This is a genomic window from Streptosporangium sp. DT93 (assembly GCF_049844535.1).
Classification (GTDB): domain Bacteria; phylum Actinomycetota; class Actinomycetes; order Streptosporangiales; family Streptosporangiaceae; genus Streptosporangium.
Map to the genome: position 1 here is coordinate 1,040,839 of NZ_JBNCLF010000001.1, position 18,592 is coordinate 1,059,430.

General features: G+C 67.9%; 15 protein-coding genes. 6 read left to right on the forward strand and 9 right to left on the reverse strand.

Translation table 11 applies throughout. The features are described 5' to 3' along the window. Window positions 1-3 precede the first annotated feature (3 nt). The 6 genes from ACLQ2R_RS05025 to ACLQ2R_RS05050 form a co-directional block, all read right to left on the reverse strand. Window positions 4-1,281, reverse strand: coding sequence for a lanthionine synthetase C family protein (locus tag ACLQ2R_RS05025; RefSeq protein ID WP_425958080.1), 1,278 nt, complete (start codon window positions 1,279-1,281; stop codon window positions 4-6). After that, the gene (locus ACLQ2R_RS05030) at window positions 1,278-4,367 is read right to left on the reverse strand and encodes a lantibiotic dehydratase (RefSeq protein ID WP_425958081.1); all 3,090 of its coding nucleotides are present in this window, start codon (window positions 4,365-4,367) and stop codon (window positions 1,278-1,280) included. Before ACLQ2R_RS05030 ends, ACLQ2R_RS05025 begins: the two co-directional genes overlap by 4 nt. 97 nt (window positions 4,368-4,464) lie before the next feature. Further along, window positions 4,465-4,629, reverse strand: a complete 165-nt coding sequence (locus tag ACLQ2R_RS05035) for an FxLD family lanthipeptide (protein ID WP_425958082.1) — start codon at window positions 4,627-4,629, stop codon at window positions 4,465-4,467. 108 nt (window positions 4,630-4,737) lie between these two features. Further along, a complete protein-coding gene (locus ACLQ2R_RS05040) occupies window positions 4,738-4,911 on the reverse strand; it encodes an FxLD family lanthipeptide (protein WP_425958083.1) in 174 nt (57 codons plus the stop codon). A 377-nt stretch (window positions 4,912-5,288) separates the two neighbouring features. After that, entirely contained in the window at window positions 5,289-5,834 is a 546-nt protein-coding gene (locus ACLQ2R_RS05045) for a GNAT family N-acetyltransferase (protein WP_425958085.1), read from the reverse strand. An 8-nt stretch (window positions 5,835-5,842) separates the two neighbouring features. Then, entirely contained in the window at window positions 5,843-7,114 is a 1,272-nt protein-coding gene (locus ACLQ2R_RS05050) for a hypothetical protein (RefSeq protein ID WP_425958086.1), read from the reverse strand. Between the two features lie 191 nt (window positions 7,115-7,305). On the opposite strand from ACLQ2R_RS05050, the gene ACLQ2R_RS05055 reads away from it, so the two are divergent. From ACLQ2R_RS05055 to ACLQ2R_RS05075, 5 genes are all read left to right on the forward strand, one after another. After that, complete coding sequence (locus ACLQ2R_RS05055) at window positions 7,306-8,124, forward strand: SAM-dependent methyltransferase (RefSeq protein WP_425958173.1); 819 nt, start codon at window positions 7,306-7,308, stop codon at window positions 8,122-8,124. 523 nt (window positions 8,125-8,647) lie between these two features. After that, window positions 8,648-9,598 carry an ABC transporter substrate-binding protein gene (locus ACLQ2R_RS05060; protein WP_425958088.1) on the forward strand — a complete coding sequence of 317 codons (951 nt, stop codon included), beginning with the start codon at window positions 8,648-8,650 and terminating at the stop codon, window positions 9,596-9,598. Window positions 9,599-9,606: 8 nt separating this feature from the next. Next, complete coding sequence (locus ACLQ2R_RS05065) at window positions 9,607-10,680, forward strand: methyltransferase (RefSeq protein ID WP_425958089.1); 1,074 nt, start codon at window positions 9,607-9,609, stop codon at window positions 10,678-10,680. Between the two features lie 130 nt (window positions 10,681-10,810). Then, window positions 10,811-11,842: a YdcF family protein gene (locus tag ACLQ2R_RS05070; protein WP_425958090.1), complete on the forward strand. Its 1,032-nt coding sequence runs from the start codon at window positions 10,811-10,813 to the stop codon at window positions 11,840-11,842. Beyond that, window positions 11,784-12,329 (forward strand): WbqC family protein, encoded by a 546-nt coding sequence (locus tag ACLQ2R_RS05075; protein ID WP_425958091.1) that lies wholly within the window; start codon window positions 11,784-11,786, stop codon window positions 12,327-12,329. The genes ACLQ2R_RS05070 and ACLQ2R_RS05075 overlap by 59 nt, the downstream gene beginning before the upstream one ends. 313 nt (window positions 12,330-12,642) lie before the next feature. Here ACLQ2R_RS05075 and ACLQ2R_RS05080 read toward each other — a convergent pair whose 3' ends face one another. The 3 genes from ACLQ2R_RS05080 to ACLQ2R_RS05090 form a co-directional block, all read right to left on the reverse strand. Beyond that, window positions 12,643-13,395, reverse strand: a complete 753-nt coding sequence (locus tag ACLQ2R_RS05080) for a hypothetical protein (RefSeq protein WP_425958093.1) — start codon at window positions 13,393-13,395, stop codon at window positions 12,643-12,645. Window positions 13,396-13,458: 63 nt separating this feature from the next. Further along, window positions 13,459-13,674 carry a putative dsRNA-binding protein gene (locus tag ACLQ2R_RS05085; RefSeq protein WP_425958095.1) on the reverse strand — a complete coding sequence of 72 codons (216 nt, stop codon included), beginning with the start codon at window positions 13,672-13,674 and terminating at the stop codon, window positions 13,459-13,461. Between the two features lie 45 nt (window positions 13,675-13,719). Beyond that, window positions 13,720-14,022, reverse strand: a complete 303-nt coding sequence (locus ACLQ2R_RS05090; RefSeq protein WP_425958096.1) for a hypothetical protein — start codon at window positions 14,020-14,022, stop codon at window positions 13,720-13,722. A 472-nt stretch (window positions 14,023-14,494) separates the two neighbouring features. On the opposite strand from ACLQ2R_RS05090, the gene mobF reads away from it, so the two are divergent. Next, the gene (gene mobF / locus ACLQ2R_RS05095) at window positions 14,495-18,472 is read left to right on the forward strand and encodes a MobF family relaxase (protein ID WP_425958098.1); all 3,978 of its coding nucleotides are present in this window, start codon (window positions 14,495-14,497) and stop codon (window positions 18,470-18,472) included. Window positions 18,473-18,592 lie beyond the last annotated feature (120 nt).

Sequence of the window (18,592 nt, forward strand, 5' to 3'; positions counted from 1 at the left end):
CGGTCAGGCGATGAGCAGGCATGCATCCCAGCCGGTTCGGGGCAGGGTCGCGGTGCTGGGGGCAAGGGCGGCCAGGGCGACGCCGGCGGCGCCGTCGAGAAAAGCCGGATCGCATCCAACGTCGCCCAGGAGAGCGGCGGCGGTGTGTTCGGGATCGACAGCGGCGGGCTGGACGGCGTCCAGCAGGTCAGGGACGAGGGCGTGCAGCCGGGCCGCGGCGTCCGGGGTGGCGTCAGAGGCCGAGATGGTGGCGATGTGGGCGAGCCCGGCGTAGCCGTGGCACAGCGAGGTGTCGGTGATCGCCGCGCGATGGAGAGGGTCGGTCAGAGCGTGGATCAAGGCGTCCTCCGCTATGTGTCGGCGGTCGGTATCTCCGGTGGCCAGGGCGGCGAGTTGCTGGGCGCGTGCCAGGCCGACCGTGCCGTAGCACCATGCGGGACGTTGCGGGCCGTCGAGGTCGCGATGTCCGGCGCGTAGCTGAGAGCGGTTGACCCAGTACGGCCACAGCGGGCCGGCGCCGGTGTCGGTGCGCCACCGATCCAGCCACGCGCAGATCCGGCCGATGGCGTCACGGTGGCCGGGCACGGTGACGTCGCGCCGGGCGGCGAGCGCCAGCAGGGCCAGCGGACCGCCGATCCCGTGGGCCACCCCGCAGTTGCCGTGTCCCCCGGTGAACCGGACGCTGTCGCGCCCGGAGGGCCCCGAGGCGCTCCACCAGCCCGGCAGTGTCTCCCCATTGATCTTCAGGGGCTCGGTCAGGCGCACCATGTACTCCAGGACGGCGCGGACCACTTCGCCGCCGGGGTCACGCCGCAGCAGGTAGGAGCCGACGCCGGCTAGGCCTCGGATCACGTCGAACTCGGCCAATGCGGGCAGGCGCCCTGCGGTGATGCGGGCCTGCGCGAAACCAGCCCGGCGTCGGACATCAGCGGTGATCACCCTGTCGAGACCTTCCAGGGCCTTCTCGTAGGAGCCGGGCCGGGCGGCGGCCGCGCAGGCGAGAACGTGAGCGAGAGCAGGAGCACCATGAAACAGGTGGCTGTCGGCTCCGGCGGTGAGCGGAACTCGGGTGGCGTAGGTGAGCCAGTCGTGGGCGCGCCGCCACGGTGCGAGGCCTACGGCGGCGCGTTCGATGTGCAGCAGGGCGATGCCCGGCGCCCCGTGCGCCAGCGACTGGCGCCACCACGGTTGAGCGGTCGACGGCCCGGCAACGGCATCGGGATGCGCCAACTGGTCAGCGACCGCTTCGGCGAACGCGGCGGCGGGGTGGTCATCGGTCACGAGCGGCCACCGCAGGTGCGAGCACGCCAGGCCAGGGCCGTGGCGCGGGTGAGGTACATGCCCACGGCCTCGTCGTCGAAGTCGATGCCGCAGGCGCGTACGAAGTGGATGTGCATCAGGGAGCCGAGGACGTCGTCGACGTCGATGCCCACGGTGTCGGGGCCGGCCAGGTGGGTACGGTAGTCGGCCAGGGTCTCGTCTCGCGGCTTCCAGGCGGCGACGATCGCGACGCCGCCCGGGGCCGCGCGCAGCGCCGCCCAGTCGTCGCGGGGGTCGGCGATTTGGACGGCCTCGGTGAACACCGGCCGCGCGACCCGGCCCGGTGCGGTGGCGGGAATGTGGTCGATCAGCCACTGCATGCCCGTGGCGACGCTGCCGGTGAACGCCACGGCTATCGCGACATTATGGGCGGCCACCAGCGCTTGGTGGTGGGGGCGGACCGGCTGGCCAAGTTGGATGAGCAGGGCGCGCGAGTCGGCGCCGAACACCGCCTCGGCCGCGCCCATCGCCGGGCCGGATCCCCAGCGGCCGGTCTCGGGGTAGGAGGTGGGGTAGGTCACCTCGCGTAACAGACCGGCCCGATGCAGTTCCTCGGCCCAGGTACTCACCGTACGCACGGCCAGGCCGAATCCTGTCGGGTCGGACAAGGCGATGCGCAGGCGCAGGTGATGGTCAGGGTCGCGGTAGCGGATGTACCACCAGACCGGTTGGCCGAGCCGGTCGAGCAGGATGGGCAGATGCTCGGTGAGGACGACGTCTTGGCGGTGGATGTTCCCATACAGGCTGGTCAGCAGCACACGGGAAGTGGCAGGCATCTGACCTTGGGTGCGGCCGACGATCCGTGCCCGGGTGGGTGTCGGCAAGCGCGGCCACGGCGGCGGTTCGACGGACGTCAGCGTCACGATCACCTCATGAGGCCGTCCTTCGCACCAACCGGCGTCTTCGGGGGCTGAGACTTCGGTCAGCACGGCGTGCGACGAGGTGTTCAGGTGCGCGCGCAGCAGCGCCCGGTGCCCGGCCACGTCCAGGTCCAGAGGCAGCAGCCGGTCCCCCTCGGTCAGGCGCACCAGATTCGGCACCCGACGCCGCACCTGCCAGGCGGTCAGGGCCTCATCCCATACCGTCCACGGTTGCGAGCGCACAGGCAGCTCGGCCGCCTTCAGTCGCCACCTCGCCGTGGACAAGATCGTGCGGCCGAAGCGTAACCTCGGCAAAAACGGCAGGCGTGCGGCGGCCCCCCAATCGAACATCGCCACCTGGGCGCACTGGGCGCGGGTGAGTTCGGTCAGGAAGCGGGCGAGCGGCGGTGTGTGGGTCTGCAGGTTCAGCGCGTGCATCCCTGCGGCCTCCAGCCGCTGTCCGAGCGCGGGCGCGGCCAGGTACATCCGGCGGCCGTCGCAGCCCACCGCCAGATCCTCGGCAGTCAGTGTCCCCTCGTCGGCGGTGCGGTGCTCAGCCAAGCTGATCACGGTCGGCAGGGTCTGCGGAGCTCGGGTCACGTGTGTGGTTGCCGGGTCCAGCGGCGGGAAGGATAGCTGCGCCGCCATGGTGTCGGGGTCGCCGCCCGGCAGGTCCGCCAGCTCAGCGGCCAACTCTTTCCGGTCCCGCGGGTGAAGGACGCTCAGGAACCGGCCGGTCACGACCCCCGCAGCTCGTGAGAGAGTCATGATCTCCAGGCGGAAGTCACCGCGCTGCAAAGCCTGCTGGTCGGCGGCATGAATACGTACGCCCAGCTCCAGGTGCGACGGTGGCCGCAGCTGTTGGGAACCCAGTTCCAGGGCCGCGATCAGCTGTTCGTCCAAGACCACCTCGGCGCGGCCGTCGAGTGCCGCGTCTTGAGCCAGCGCCAGCAGCACCTCGTCGCGGCTCGACATCGGCGAGCGCTGCGCGGGTGTCACCGTGCCCGGGTATCCATCAGGCCAGCCGATACCGCTGTCGCTGACGACGTCCAGCAGCGGCACCATCGACCCGATGCCGAACCGTTCGTAGAACCGCTGGTGGTAGGCCCTCCAAGCGGGTGTGCCGTAGGGGTAAGCGCTCAGACGTACCAGGGTCAGCGCGGCACGCTCTGCTTCACGGGCGACCTCTTCGGGGAGGACCGCCTGCGCGTCCAGCCGCAGATCCACCGCCAGCGGGTGCCTTCCGGTTCGGGCGAGGCGACGCATCCGCGCGGTCGCGTCCGTACGAACCACGCGCCCCTCGCTCGCAGGCGCCTGGTTGTGACGCTCAAGGAGCGCGTGGACCTCCTTCAACTCGACGGCCAGGCCGGCGACCGGTGCCACCGTCGCGGCCCCAGCTGCCTCCAGTTGCTCCACCAAGTGGCCCAGGGCGTCGGGTTCGGTGCTGGGCGCATGCAAGCTGGTGATCAATGCGCCACGAGTGACCAGCTCGATGAGCATCACCGAGATCTTCGCCGACGCGGCCGCTGGGAATTCTGCCTGAATCTTCGCTTCCAGGTCCTCCATGCGGATTGGTGCGCGAGCCGCGTCGATCGTGGCGCGCACCGCGGCGGTGTGGCGCAGCGAGATCTCCACCGCCCCTGTTCCCCGCGGCTGGTAGGGCACGATCAGACGGTTTCCGCGCACCATCAGCGTGGTGTTGGCCACCACCGGCAGCCGGGCCATAAGGCTGGAGCATCCCTCCAGTTGTGCGACGACGTCGGCCAGCCATTCCGCCCCCGCTCGGGCAACGGCGTGATGCCGGGTACCCCAGCTCAGTTGCGCGGTGGCCCCGAAGGACGCCGGGGCCACCCCGGCGAACAAGCCGAACGGCGTCGCTCGCCCCACCATGCGCTGCAGGTAGCGGGCCACGGACAGCACCGCGCGCCACGTCTCGCGGACGGCGGGCTCCTCGGCCGCGCAAAGGGTTCGCACCTGCGCGGCGAGCACGGGGCTGGCGTGGTCCAGGGCTTCGGCGAGGCCGTCGACCGCCCACACCTGCCGGAGCCAGTGCGCCCAGGAAGCGACGCGCTCGGGCGCGGGATCGGTCAGGTCAGGCCACGGCGGCAGATCTGGCCAGGAGTGGGCGCTGGCACGGATGAGGGCCGTGCCGGCAGATCGGAACCCCGGACGAACGTGGGAGGGCATGCATACCTCCGTGATGTCGCGGTGATCAAGGGATGGCCGGCGCCGCTGCGGGAGGGCCCATGCAACGGCACCGGCCTGAGATCAGGCGTGCGCCCGATCAGGGGGCGTTGGTAACGCAGGCACCGCAGGTGCTGGTGCAACCGTCATCGGTCATGTTGATCAGACCGGCCGAGTCCGCTACCTCCAGTGTGCGGACGTCCAGGTCGAAGAGGTCCGACTCGGCCGTCTCCTCAACCTGCAACTCCAGTACTGTCGCGGTCATCCGAAATCTCCTTTCCGCTCGATTGCGGAGCTTGGAATGGCCCCGCCCTAAGTTCCGTACGAGAGCGGATGCCTGGCGATATGCACAGCCAGCACCCACGTTCGCTGGTTACGTGCTGCTGACGCAGCTGCTGCCGCACGTGGACCCGCACCCGCCGTCTGTGGTCGAGATCAGGCTGTTGATCTGACCGCTGGTCTCCACGACACGGATGTCCAGGTCGAAGAGGTCCGAGTCGGCCGTCTCCTCGACCCGCGACTCCAGCGTCATCGTGCTGGCGCTCATCAAAGGCTCCTTCCGATTTAACGATTGATTGGAAGTGCTCCGTATTTCATGCCTTCCACTTGAAGTTGTCAAGAGTTTTATTTTCGGCGCCTGTTTGGCGCGATGCTATTTTCGGCTACCTTCTCAAATACCGGGCAGCCAAAAGAAGCAATCGACGATGATGTGATGCCTGACTGCGGGCACGCTTAACGTCAGGCTGTTTGCTGAACATTTATTGCAAGGGTTACAGAATGAGGCTTTCGGGTTTACGGAAAGTCGAAGTGATTAAAGGTAACCCTACCCGCGAAAGCGGCATGCAGATATCGCGACCGGACCCTATTCGACTCTGCGGCTCCGGACGGTGGACGTCTATGTATTCGCTGACATCCTGCTATGGATCAGCGGCTCTTCATGTTGAGGACCATTGAGTCATACAGTGGCGCCTCGTCCCAAGGCCGCGACTCCCCGACCTTCTTGTATCCCCACGACTCGTACGCCAATTGAGCCGGTCTCGCTTCCGGCTCGGGTCGCATCGTCAACGTAACCCGCTCGACCTCCAGACCTTCTATCAGAGCGGTGTGAAGCTTTTTGGCAATGCCGCGCCGCCGCCACGATTTTCGGACAGCCAGTTCTATGATGACGAAAGTTCGATTCCCGTTTTCCCGCGTGAACTCCTCCGGTGCCGGTTGAAGCAGTCCTCGCCACCACTGGGTGTCCGGCGGCAACAGGTATCCGAAAGTGAAGCCGACGACCTCCGTATCCTCATACGCGATCGCAAGCCGGAAACCGGGGCGTTCAACCTGGCGTTGGAAGCGCTCAATGAACTCTGCGACATCTCGTGGGCCCTCCAGGTACGGAGGCTCGGCGTATACCTCTTCGTACGCTGAAAGGATCGCGTCCAGCTGCGCCACCGCCCCGCTGCCGTCCCATCGCTGGATGGTCACTTGATCAGTCATATCGCCCTCTCTGTTAGGTGATTCGATAAGACCTCTACCGAACCGGCTGTTGTTCGACTGTCGGTCTTCGCGAGAAGATTGCGGACTTCCCTCAGCCGCCGGATCACCCGCCCGGATTCGACTTCTTCCAGATGAGGCAGAGAAGCAACCGCTTCGGAAGCGGCCTCGTCAGCCTCTCCAGCCAGTACCAGGCTGCGGGCCAGAGTGATCCGATAAAGAGCAGCATTACGGGTGTAGGTGCGCTCTTGATGGGCCAGGGCAGCGCGCAGAAACGGAACAGCCGCGTTATGGTGCCCGGTTTCTGCGTAGATCAAGCCCTGCGTGTAACCAAGTTCGGCCTGTCCATGGAAGGCTGCCCATGACGGTGCCGGCCGCTCTCGGTCGGAACGTTCAATCACGCGCATCGCACAAGCGAGTTCCCGTCGCGCACCGCTGTTGTCTCGCATTTTCGCCAGAGCGCGAGCTTCACGTGCGACGATCATCGATACCAAAATTGGCGACTGCATAGCCTCAGCACGCAACCGGGCCGCGCGGGCTAAGTCATAGCCGTCCCGCGGCCGGTCCTCGTGAATGGCTTGCATGCTGAGGCTGGCGAACACCATAACTTCAAGACTTGGATCACGCAGCATGGTGGCGGTGGTCAATGCCTCGCCCCAGAACCGGCGAGCCTCGTCTTGCTGGTCGGCGTCATAATGTAACCAACCACAATGCTCCGCTGTTTCTCCTGCTAGAAGCTGGAGTTGTCGGCCGACACTGGCGGGGTAGCTTCCAGTGTTGATCACACGACGAATCCGCTGCAGATGTCGTATGGCAAGAGATCGCACATCACCCCCGCCATAGGCATCGTCGAGAGCATAGAGCGAACGCAAAACCTCGCGCAGCTCAGCGATATGGGTGGTGCCTACAGAGCCGGAACCGGACAGGCTAATACTCGCAGCAGTGCCGAGGGTATCGGCCAGGAACATTCTACGGTCCAGGCCGAACGTGTTTTCGGATGTCCGCTCAATGTATTCCGTTCTACTCGGAGGCGGCGACGGAAATCCCAGTTCAGCAGGACTCATGCCGAACATCGCGTGCAGCACCCGCCATGCTCGGGGACGAGGAAGGGGCGGATTCGGTTTGCGCCAACGACGTAATTGTCGCTCGGTCAAATTAGCCTCCTCCCCCATCAACTGCGCTGACCTCGCGTATTCCGCAAGGAACGCGGCCGCTTGTCCCCAGCCACGCAGTCTGCACTCGCGATCGAACGCCGTCCACTGCTCGGTCATGTCCGCCTCGGGGTAGTCACCGTTCCTCACGGTAGCGCAGGACTTTTCCAGCGAAAGTCCGCCGAGAGACGGAAAAGTCCGGTGAAAGGTCCCCCTTCGCGTCCGGTCTGGTGGCCCGCCCGCACAGTTGCATGGAGGGGAGGGCAAGCAAAGGCAAGGAGAACACGATGACTAGCCCGGAAAGTTCCATGATGAGTGAAGACCTCAGACCATACGTTGAGCTGCCCGGTTCGCCTCCTACATCCGCTGGCGTGTATGACACGCTGCGGGGTGGCAAGGACAATTTCGGGGGCGACCGCGCTACGGCCGAGCAGCTCACCGAGATCATTCCTGAACTGCCCGAGCTGGCCCGCGCCAACCGACAGTTCCTCATCGAGAGCGTTGAGACCCTCGCCCGCATGGAGATGCGATGGTTTCTCGACCTGGGGTCGGGCCTGCCTTCGAACAGTCCCGCCAAGGATGATCTGCATCGGGTGGTCCAGCGGATCGTGCCTGACGCCCGGTTCGTGTATGTGGACAACAACCCGAACGTCGCAGCCCACGGCCGGGCGCTGCTCGCGACGAACGACCTGGTGCGCATCGTCGAGGCCGATGTCCGAAACACCACCAAGTTGCTGCAGCACCCGGACATAGAGGCACTGCGGTCCGGTGGTAAGCCGGGCGCGGTTATCGCCGGCGCGCTGTTGCACTTCATGCCCGACGACGAGCCGCAACGGATCCTGACCACGCTGCGGGAGTGGATGCCCGAGGGTAGCCACCTGGTGCTCTCACACGCCTGCCCTGGTGCCATGAGCAAAGAGGATCTGGAGAAGGCGACCGCCGCCTACGTGGCTGCGGACGCGCAGATCTACCCGCGCCCGATGGAGGAGATCGTCGGGTTGTTCGACGGGTTTGAGGCGCTGGAGCCGGGAGTGGTGCCACTGAAGCCCCACGGGCCTCGCCGGACAAACGCACCGGTGACGCAGAGCGGGCACTTCGTCGGGGGTATCGCCGTGCTGCGAAACCGATGATGCACAGCGAGGGCATCCCCGGCCGACGGCGAGCGCCGCCCACCTTCACACGCTATCTATCGACCTCACGACGAAAACGGCGGTGATCAATGTGACGGACCAGCCCGGCGACGAGATCATTCTGCGTGCCCTCGGCCGGGCGGTGGAGGGTAGAAGATTCCAGGCGACCCTCACCACGCGATCACATCTGTCTCTCGTCGTCGTCAGGCGCGACAACGCCGCCTTCGGAGGACGGATCACCGTGAGACCCCGGCAGGGCAAGCCGTGGCTGTGGTGGATCTGGGGAGCGCCCATCGCCCCCGCCAGTGAGATCGAGGCCGCCACCTCGCATATCGCACGAGCTCTGACGCGTCCGATCGTTTCCCCTCGATCTCACCCCATGACTTCGCTCAGCCCTCTCATGAGAGCCAAGTTTCCCCCTCTTCGCTGAGCGGCAGTCGCCGCCCACTCATCTGACATTTCCTTTTACGATTCGGAGCGGTCCTTGCGTTCCCCCCAACGGACACTTTCAGTAATTGCTCTATTGCTTACTGTCGCCATATCGGCCTGTGGCGCCACGGATCCCTCCAAGGACGACGCAGAGTCTCCGCTGACCGAGATCAAGGTCGGTGCGTTGTCGGTCCCGGACGCCTCCACCGCGCACATCGCCAGAAATCGCGGTTACTTCCGCGCCGAAGGGCTCGACGTCAGCATCGCGCCCATCCAAGGTGCTGGTCCCGCCCTGGAAAGCCTCATCGGTGGCAGCTTCGACGTCATCCAGGGCAACTACGTCACGGTCATCCAAGCCGCTGACGCCGGGCGGAAACTCACGGTGCTCGCCGACAACTACCAGGCCGCGCCCGGCACGTTCGTCGTCATGGTCCCCAAGAACTCCGCCATCAAGAGCATGGCGGACCTGAAGGGCAAAACCATCGGGGTCGCGACGCTGCGCAGCATCGGGACGCTGACGGTCACGGTGGCCCTGCGGCAGGTCGGCCTGACCGCGAACGACGTGACCTTCAAGGAGTTCCCGCTCCCTGAGATGAAGACGCATCTCCTGGCGGGCAGGGTCGATGCCGCATGGGTCACCGAGCCCTACAGCACGCAGATCGGCTACTCCGGCGGCACACAGATCGGGGACATGACCGCGGCCGGCGGCCCTCTGGATATCTTCCCCATCGCCGGGTGGATCGTCTCCTCAGAGTGGGCAGCCCGGAACCCGGACCTCGCCGCGAGGTTCCAGCGCGCCATCGTGCGGGCTCAGCATGACGCCGCCGGTGACCGCAACGCCGTCGAGGAGATCCTGCCGACCTACACCAAGATCGACACCGCGACCGCCGCCGTCATCGCCCTGGGCACCTGGCCCGTCACGCGCGACAAGAACCGCCTGCAGCGCGTCGCCGACACCATGCACGAGATCGGCTACCTGACCAAACCGTTCAACGTGGACCAGTTGCTGACGACGCCGACACCAACCTCAACGCCGAAAGGGTAACCGCACCCATGAGCCAGGCCAGCCTGCCCCAGCGCGTTCGCACCACTCCACCACCCAGCACCGACCATGTGAGCGCCCGGCAGCAGGAAAACATCCAGGACATCATCGACGGCATCGCGCTCTTCGGTGCGCTGCACGCCTTCTGCGAGCTCGGCGTCGCCGACGCCCTGGACGCGACCGACGAGAAAATCCTTCCGGTGCACGAGGTCGCCGAGCGGTGCGGCGCCATCCCGGACCTGCTGGAGCGGATCCTGCTCCCGATGGTCGCCGCGGGCGTCGTCACCCTGACCCCCGGGGGCGTCAGCTTGACCGACCTGGGGGCCGCGTTGCGACGCGATGTCCCGGGCTCTATGCGGCAGGCGGTGACCTGGGCCGCCACTCCCGTCAGCTGGAGCGCCGTGCCCCAGCTGGGTGAGGTCGTTCGCACCGGCCGGCCCGTCCTTCCCGGCGGCAAGCACTCGCTGTATGCGTACCTGGAAGGCCACCCGAAGCAGAGGGAGATGTTCGGCGAGTTCATGTCCTCCCGCTCCCACCCGGTCGCGAGAGCACTGGCCGATCAGGACTTCTCCAAGGTGCGGACCATCGTGGACGTGGGTGGCGGCACCGGCATGATGCTCGCGACCGTCCTGGAGGCCCACCCGCACCTGAACGGAGTTCTGCAGGAGCTGCCGTCGGTCGCCGAACAGGCCGAGGCGGCCATGGCCGCTCGCGGGATGGCCGACCGCTGGCAGGTGTTGGCAGGCGATGCCTTTGAAGGCGTCCCCTGCCTCGACGCGGCGCCCGGGAGCGGGGTGTACCTGCTGGGCAGCATCCTGCACAACTGGGGTGATGAGGACGCGTTGCGGCTCTTGGCGCGGGTCCGTACCGCCATGGTCATGTCGCAGCGCCCGACCGCGCTGTGGTGCATCGACAAGTTGACGCTCAACGCCCTCCTGGACGTCACCATGATGAAGTTCTTCCCCGGCGGACAGGAGCGCACCAGCAGCCAGTACACCGAGCTGTTGACCAAGGCCGGGTTCGTGCCACGGCGCAACAAGCCTCTGGCCGGCGGTCTGAACCTGGTGGTCGCGACGCTCAAGTGAAGCTCGGCAACGCCAGCGCGTGCGTACGGATCCCACACCGTACGCACGCGCTGGCGTTGCCGATCAGCTCTGGTGCACCGAACCTTTCAACCTGCCCCCTACAGGAACCCCCGTGATTCGACTTAAGCGCGTGAACGATGTCACCAAACTGATCCACATCACTCCCGCCGAGCTCGACCAGCTCGTCGGCGACAACGACGAGCTGTTCAGCCTGCTCGTCGTGGCCGAGGCCGTCTTGACCTCTCCGCTGCAGGGCCGCGCTACCGCAGTCACCGATGCGCCCATGCAGCGGGTCCGGCTGGAGACGGCTTACGGGCACGTCCTGCTTTCGGATCGGGTCACTGTGGATGATGGGGTGGTGATCCTCGACCGTGCCGCACGCGAGGCCGCGCAGCACGGGCTCGCGCACCAACTGCGCAGCATCGAGGGCATCCAGCGGACCATCCAGGGGGAGATCCGCCTCCCTCTGCCACGGCGACCAGGGAGCAATCGAGTGAGCGTCAAGCAGCAGGTCATCACCGACGAGCAGTGGCAGCACGCCTGCACCATCTGGGACTACCATCAGATGCACCACGACCTGAGCCGGTGTGACGTGGCCATCGGTCTGGGTAGCCACGATCTGGGGGTGGCACGCGCGGCGGTCGACTTGCACCGCGCCGGTTGGTTCCCGCTGCTCGTCTTCTCCGGTGCCACCAGCACCACTACGGCGGCGCGCTTCCCCCGAGGCGAGGCCGTCCACTACCGCGAGCACGCGCTCGACCTCGGCATGTCCGAGGAGGCGATTCTGCTGGAGCCGAACGCCACCAACACCGGCCAGAACATCGCACTGTCCCGCCAGGTGCTGGCCGATGCGGGTATTCGGCCCGGTTCGGTGCTCTTGATCTCCAAGCCGTACATGGAGCGCCGGGCCTACGCCACGGCACGAAAGGTATGGCCCGAGGTCCAGGTGGTGTGCGCCTCCGAGCCGCTTGAGCTGGACGACTACGTCAGCTCGATCGGTGATCCGAAGCTGGTCATCGACATGCTCGTCGGCGACCTCCAGCGCGTGATCGAGTACCCCAAGCTCGGCTACGCCATCGAGCAGCCCGTCCCAGGAGAGGTCCATGACGCCTACCAGGGTCTTCTCCGCGCCGGATTCGACAGCAGGCTCCTTACGCCCTGACCCGCCGTACGGCGAGGTGTGCGCCATCCACCAGCCCAACCTCTTCCCCCGACTGGTGACGCTGGCCAAGCTGTTCGCCGCCGACTACTGGATCGTCCTGGACGACGTGCAGTTCGCACGCAGGGACTACCAGCACCGCGCACGCCTCGCCTCGCTCGACAGCTCGTGGCAGCCGCAGTTGCCCGTCGCGGCGATCGAGGCCTGGAATGCCCACCTGGCCGCCCAAGAAGCCGAGCAGCGGCGCCGGGCCGAGGAGATCGCGCTCGGCGAGCGCCGACCGGCCGGAGCGCGCGGCGCGGTGTGCCCGGGCTTTCGCAGCTCGTTCAGGTACGTGGTCTTCACCGGCCCGGTCGTCATCGCGCTCGTCAACACCGCCGACCCTGCCGCGGGCGTCCAGGCGGCCGTGGCCGACACCGACCCGGCGACGGTCGATGGCTTTCGTGCGCTGCGCCTCGTGCTGGGAGCCGATGGGAGACCGACCCCGTGAGCACGGCGCCCCGGCCTACCGCGCGGCTGCCGACATCGCCGAGAACGCCTCCTGGAGCGACGTGGCGTGGGAGGCGACCAACCCCCACGTCGTGGCCGAACAAGAGATGGGGCGGGCTTCGCGCATTGTGCTGGCCCACAATTCAGCCCGGGGGGGAAGGTGCGCCGGGTCACCCGCTGGGAATGGCTGACCGGCCTCACTGATGTTGAACGCGAGCAGCTGCGCCGCCAGCTCGTGACCTAAGGGTAAGCGCGCGCGCGTGGGGTGAAGCGCCCTTGAACCGCGCCGTGCTGATATGGCTGACAAGAGCCCCTCAGGTTCGCCAGCGTCGTTCCCGGTGTGCTCGGTCCCGAGCTCGAGTCAGCGATATTATGCGCGGATCTTGTTCATCGTCGGGGTCGGGTGGGCACCACGGCTCGGCTGGCCACTTTGCTGCGCTCTCTACCGCTGCTTGTGCCGCCTTGTCGGCCTTATCCCACCGCTCCTTGTCCGTGCGGTAATTCTCAGCAGGACTACTTTTCGCGGCTAGCTCCCGAGCGCGGATCACCCGCGCGGCCCTGGGAGAAGCGTTGCTCAGCAAGAACCGCGCCCACTGGGCCGCCTGCAGGGGCGTCGCACTGGCCTGCGCGAGCTCTGCCGCCCATTTCTGACGTTGTTGATGCTGTTCGGCACGAAGGCGCTCTGCTTGTTCCTCAAGCACCACATGTCGCGGAGCGAGCGGATAGCCGTGCCCATCCCGCCAGGCGTTCAGACGCTGCTTGGCCCAGTCATGGGTTCCGTGGACAAACGGCGTGTACTGCCATGGGCTGCCGTCCGGATAGTGGTCCAGCGCATACAGCACATCGCTGATTCGCCAGCCTGCCTCCAGGAAGGGATCGGCCGCCTCCATCGCCCAGCGGGGAATTTTCAACACGACGTTCTCCGGTAACCCACCGCCTACAGAAATCAGCCGCTGAGTTTTCTCCGCCTGCCGATGGCGTTCCAGCACGGCACACGCGACTTGGAATTTCGTATGCCAAAGACGCGCCCGATCAAGAACCATCGCGGCCAGAAGCGTGCCGGACATCGCACAGGCCGTGAGGTGCACCAGAGTGCGGACAGCAGCGCTGTTCCTTGAAGCGCAAGTCACTCAGGCTGGATCAAGCTGCTCCAGCAACGCGGCCGCAGCCGCCGCCCGAGCGGCCGCCTTATTGGCCCCGCTCCCCTGGCCGCGCACCGGCGTGTTCGTGGCGAGCAGGCGGGTGGTGGCGGCCGCGGTGAAGGCCGGCGCGTGCGACGGGCCGGTCGATTCCACCGTCCAGATGACCGCCTCGATGCGGCCCTGCTGGGTCAGTTCGTTCAACACGCTCACCGGATGACGCCCCCCTGCCTTCACCCCGACCAATGCCCCCTACGTCCCCGCCGCCACCGGTGCGGCCGAGGCCGGGCTGATCTGGATGCCCGCTTCCTTCAGCCACGTCTTCAGGGTGAAGGTCTCTACGTTCAGGCTCTTGGCGATGTCGACGACGCGGGTGCGTTCGCGGCGCCGGTCTTCTTCGGTGGGCAGGTCCATCCGGGCGGCGTGCTCGGCCGCCCCGGCCTTCAACATCTCCCCCGCGCGCACCAGACAAGCGACGCTGCAGTACAGGCCGAGGCGGATGTGGCGGCCCTTGCCGCCGGGCGCGCGCTCAAGGAGATACCAGCCCGCTGGCACCCATACCCCACGCTCGGCTCGCTGGCAGATCCGGCAGAAGAACGACCGCTCACCCTCCTGGTGGCCACCCCGGGGTGGCCACCAGGCCGCCGTGGCGACGCGAGGCCGGAATCAGATGCTGCTCGTCGGTACTCACGACAGCCCACCCTGCCAGAGCGGCCTCACCGCCGAGGGCTGCAGAGCCAGCGAGCGGCACGGCGGAGGCGGCCCTTCCGACGCCGAACATGACAAGAGCCATGACAACGACCAACGATCAAGAGCACAAAAACAGCACTCAACGATCGATCGGACAGCATCACAGCAGCACAACCCATAGACACCATATGAACCATTTGTCAGACTCATCATCACAAAATAAAAAGATCACAGAAAGGATCTTGGACCCAAGGTATCTGGCGATACGAACGGCCTGCGGCCGCAGAAACCGGCGCCGAGCTGGGCGGACGTGAAGGGGGTGATTTTGGTGGCGTGGGTGAGCACGCTCGGCCCCGACCAGGCACAGGTCGACTACCGCCTGCAGGAGGGCGCCGGCTGCCAGAGCCACCACCTCGTGCGCGGCCAGGAGGAGGGGCAGATCTCCTACCGGCTGGCCGGGGATCGTCCCTTGATGTGGATCGGCGACGGATTGCGCGAGGTCGGTCTCACCCCCGGCACCCCGCTCACCGCCGACCAGCACGAGGCGGCCCGCGCCCTCATGGACGGCCGCCACCCGCACACCCGCCAGGTCCTGATGAAGGCCAAACAAGCCGTCGACCCGCGCGCGATGCTGCCCGGCGGCCCGCTGGCCGACGCGCTGGAGAAGGCCGCGACCGAGCGCGGCGTCGCCGACGTCGCCGCGCTGGTGGCCGGCAACAAGGAGATGGCCAAGCGTGCGGTACGGCTGGCGCGGGGCGTGCGGCGCAAGGGCGAGGCCTACGTGATCCCCTACGACGACGCGCGCCGACTCGCCAAGGCCGCCGGGCTGGACCTGGCGGCCGTCTACGACGCCGACCAACTTGCCGAGGCGCGACGCTGGCGCGCAGCGCGGGTGCGCGTCGGCAACCGCGGCTACGACCTCACCCTGGACCTCACTAAGAGCATCAGCGTGCTGCACGGCCTGGGCAGCCCGACGGTCTCCGCTGTCGTCGACGAGGAGTTCACCGCCTCGGTCATCGAGACCGTCGACGCGGTGCAGGGATGGGTCGCTTACGGCCAGCGCGGCCACCAGGGCGACGGCCAGCTCGCCGACCGCGCGCCCACCGGCGGATTGCTGGGGTGGGTGATGTGGCACCAAACCGCCCGCCCCGTCGGCGACGCCATGCCTGATCCGCACCTGCACGCCCACGTCCAGATCGCCAACATGGTGCGCGGAGTCGACGGCAAATGGTCGGCCATCGCGGCCGGTGGCAAGGACCTGCACCGCCACGCCCACGCCGCTGACGCCTTCCTCAAGGCCCGCTTGCGACGCCGCCTGACCACCGACCTCGGGGTGCGCTGGGAGCGCGACGCGCACACCGGCGCGTGGGAAATCGTCGGCGTCGACGAGGAGATGCGCACCCGTTTTTCCAAACGCGACGGCCAGATCAAGGAACTGCTGGCCGAACACGGCCTCACCTACGACGAGGCGCACCCGCACGCGCGCAAGGTGGCCAGCGCCACCAGCCGCCAGGCTAAGCACCGGCTGCCGGACGGGGACCGGCGCGCTGACTGGCACGCCCAGTGCGCCGCCGACGGCATCGACGCCACCAGCACGCTGGCCCGCTGCATCCACCCCGGGGAAGGCCTCCCGCCCCGGCCCAGCGCGCAACAGATCGCGGAGTGGATCTGGCGCCCCGAGGGTGGCCTGACCGCGCACACCAAGACCGTCAGCCACGCCGATGTCCTGGCCGCCGTCGCCGACGCTTGCCCTGATGGCGTCGCCGATCTGGCCGACCTGCAGGCGCTGACCGACGCGGTGCTGACCCACGACCCCGCCGTGCGCCTGGCCGACGCGGGGGCGCGGCACCTAGTGAACTCCGCCCGCTACACCTCCACCGACATCCTCGAAGCTGAGCAGCAGGTGCTGGGCATCACCCGTCAGCGCTACACCGAAGGCGCCGCCGTCCTGGACACCGCGGCGATCGAGTTGTCGCGCGAGGCCTTCGAGGTCGCCCACAACCTCACCTTCTCCCTCTCCCAGCGCGCCGCCTTGGACCGCCTGCTCGGCGACGGCCATGGCGTTGATGCGCTCATCGGCGTTCCGGGCGCGGGTAAGACCATGCTGATGGCCGCTGCCCGGGCGGGGTGGGAAAGTCGCGGCCTGGTGGTGGCCGGCGCCGCGACCGCCGCGGTGGCGGCCGCGAACCTGACCGCCGAATCGGGCATCGGCGCGTACACCCTCGCCACCTGGATGCAGCGCATCACCGACCCTGAGGGCCCCGGCGGCCGCGGCCTGGACGGCGTCGACGTCCTGGTTCTCGACGAGGCCGCGATGGTCGACGACCGCGACCTGGCGGTGGTCCTGGGCGAGGCGCACCGCACCGGCACGAAGGTCGTGGCGATCGGCGACCCGCTGCAGCTGCGCGCGATCGGCGTCGGCGGCACCTTCGCTGCGATCCACCGCCAAGTCGACGGCCTGGTGCTCGGCGAGAACCGGCGCCAGCGCGACCCGATCGAGCGTCAGGCGCTGGCCCAATGGCGCGACGGCGACCGCACCGAGGCGCTGCGAACGTGGAGTCGCGGCGGGCATGTGCATGCCGGACGCGACGCCACCGACACCCTGGGTGCGCTGCTGGCCGACTGGGCCACGGTGCGTACCGGCTACCGCGACGACGTGCACGACGAGCTCGCCGCGGTCCTGGTGCTGACCGGCACGAACGCCGAAGCCGAACGCCTCAACGCCGCCGCCCGTGCGATCCGCCGCCAGGCCGGGGAGCTATCGGGGCCAGATGTCCGGTACCGGCTTCCCGGTGGGCGCATGGTGGAGTTGGCGGTTGGCGACCATGTGCGGGTGCGGGCCAACGACTACCGCTCCCGTAAGAGCAAGGGGCGGCGCGCGGACGTCCTCAACGGCTACCGCGGCGTGGTGGTGGCGATCCACCGCGACCGGTCGGTGGACGTGCAGTGGCGACGGCTCGGCGCCGACGGCCCGGCCCTGGTCGTCGAGCGGGTGAGGCCCGCCTACATCGCCGCCGGAGGCCTCTCGCACGGCACCGCGATGACCGTCGCGGCCGCCCAAGGCCTGACCAGCCACCACACCCTCATCTACGGCATGGGATTGGACCCGCACACCTTGTACGCGGCGATGAGCCGCGACCGGCTGTCGGCGCGCCTGTACCTGCCGCGCACCGTCCTGGAGTCCGATGCCGATCGCGCTCGCCACGGCGAGCCGCGCAACCGGGCCGAGGAGCTGCACCGCGCCTTGGACGCCTACGCCGCCACCTTGCAGGGCGATCGCGCCGACCAGCTCCTCACCCCCGAGCCTGAGCCGATCGCCGCGGTGCGGGCCCGCGAACTGGCGGCCATCGAAGCCGAGGCGGCCCGGGTGGTGGCCGCCCGCGTGGCGCTGACCGAGGTCACCCGCCCCGATCGCCCGCACGGTCTGCTCAGCGACGCGGCCCTGCGCGCCCGCATCGAGGCGACCGCCGCCCAAGCGACGACCCTGGCCGAGCAGGTCGCCCAGCAACGGCGCCACGAGCGCGAGGAGGCCGACCAGGTCGCCGCCATCCGCGCCCAGGTGAAGACCGAGCTCACCGACGAGCGCGAGTGCCTAGCCCGTGCCCTGGACCAGGGCCGCACCGCTGGCGATCGGCGACAAAACGCCCAGGGCACCTACCAGCGCGCTCAGCAGCGCGTTGCCCAGCTGCGGGCGGCGCTGGCCGAGAAGAACAGCGGGTTGCGCGCCTTGTTGCCCAGCAGCCAGCGCACCCGGCTGCAGGAGAAGCTGCAGGAGGTCTCTCAGGCGATGACCAGGGCTGCTCGCCGGGCTGAGGCCGCCGCGCGCGCCGAGCAGGCCGCGCTGCACGCCGCCCGCCGAGCCTCTCCTTCGTGTGCGAGCGTGGCCGACCTGCAGGCGCGGCGCCGCCTCTTGGGCGACTCGAGGTCCTTCGCCAGGGTGCTGGAGACGACGATCGCTGAGCGCGTGGAGCAGGTGATGCCGGGCCTGGCCGACCGGAAGCGCGTCGCGGCTGCCTGGCTCAGTTTCCGCACTATCGCCGACTCCCCGGCTAGCCAGTACGAGCGCGCCACCCGCCTGCTGGCTGATCTGGTCGCCGAGCGCGACCATCGCGGCCAGCTCAACCAGGAGGTGCGACGCGGCCAAGACCTCGCCCGCCAAGATCCGGCCGCAGCCCAGCGGGTCCGCACCCGAAACGAACAGGCTCGCGAACGCACCGAAGCGCAACAGCGCCAGGCCACCGCCCGGGCCAGCAACCGCACACGCCCCTACCGCCCACCCAGCACTAAGAGCCCCCGCCCAGGGTTGGGACTGTGACCCGCGACGGTGGAAATCTTGGAGTTTTCGGAATCCCCTGAGAAGGAAGCCGAAAGCGGCCGCAGCTTCTGCAGTAGTGCCACACCGTGGTGAACCGCAGACTTCCCCTCGGTGTCGCCA